The sequence below is a fragment of the Microbacterium sp. B19 genome (genome assembly GCF_000333395.1).
In the GTDB taxonomy this organism is placed as follows: Bacteria; Actinomycetota; Actinomycetes; order Actinomycetales; family Microbacteriaceae; genus Microbacterium.
In genome coordinates, this window is record NZ_BADA01000208.1 from 1 (window position 1) to 1,046 (window position 1,046).

General features: G+C 74.1%; 1 protein-coding gene and 1 pseudogene. Both read left to right on the forward strand.

All coding sequences use genetic code 11. The annotated features are described in order from the left end of the window. A pseudogene (locus I5G_RS21275) lies at positions 1-286 on the forward strand (hypothetical protein); the annotation flags it as partial. 63 nt (positions 287-349) lie between these two features. Then, on the forward strand, positions 350-1,046 hold a 697-nt coding region (locus tag I5G_RS07650), incomplete at its 3' end, for a histidinol dehydrogenase (protein ID WP_022878528.1).

Sequence of the window (1,046 nt, forward strand, 5' to 3'; positions counted from 1 at the left end):
TGACACGCACGACACCGACGTGATCGGCGCGACGTCCGACGACTCCGCCCATGTCTCGGAGCACTCCGGGCACGACGCCGCTCCGCGCCACCCGCAGCCCCAGGCGTTCTGGGCGTTGGCACCCGACGAACGCGACGTCGTGGACGACTACGGCACGCCGATCTTCCGCGTCGGACCCACCGCGTGGGCCCTCGTGATCGAGGACCGCGGCGAGACGTTCGTCATCCGTCACGACGACGGTCGGATCGGCTACCTGCACGACGTCCGGGGCGTCACGCGCGGCTGAGCACCCCCTGCGAGCCGCCCGCTCCACGGCGGGCGGCTCGTCGCCGACCGGTAGCCTGGAACCATGCTCCGCACCATCGATCTGCGCGGCCGCGTGCTCTCGCCGGCCGAGTTCCTCGCCGTCGTACCCCGGGCCGATGCGGCCCGTGATGAGGCCCTCGCCACCGCCGCTCGAATCGTCGACGACGTCGCCCGTCGCGGCGAGGAGGCTCTGCGCGAGCAGGCCGAGAGGTTCGACCGGGTGAGCGACCACGCCATCGCGGTTCCCGCCGCCCACCTCGACGACGCCCTCGCCGAGCTGGATCCCGGCATCCGGTCCGCGCTCGACGAGGCGATCCGCCGCGTGCGCGCCGCGTCCGCGGCCCAGATCCCCGCGCCGTCGGTGACCGAGCTCGGTCCGGGTGCGCGCGTCACGCAGCGTTGGCAGCCGGTGCGCCGCGTCGGGCTGTACGTGCCGGGCGGCAAGGCCGTCTACCCGTCCAGCGTCGTGATGAACGTCGTGCCGGCGCAGGTCGCGGGGGTGCGCGAGGTCGCGCTCGCGTCACCGCCGCAGGCCGAGTTCGGCGGTCGTGTCCACCCCGTGATCCTCGCCGCCGCGAAGCTCCTCGGCGTGACCGAGGTCTACGCGATGGGCGGTGCCGGCGCGATCGGCGCGTTCGCCTTCGGGGTCTCGTCACTCGGGCTCGACCCGGTCGACGTCGTCACGGGGCCGGGGAAACACTTCGTCGCCTCCGCGAAGCGTGCGGTCGCGGGCCGGGTCG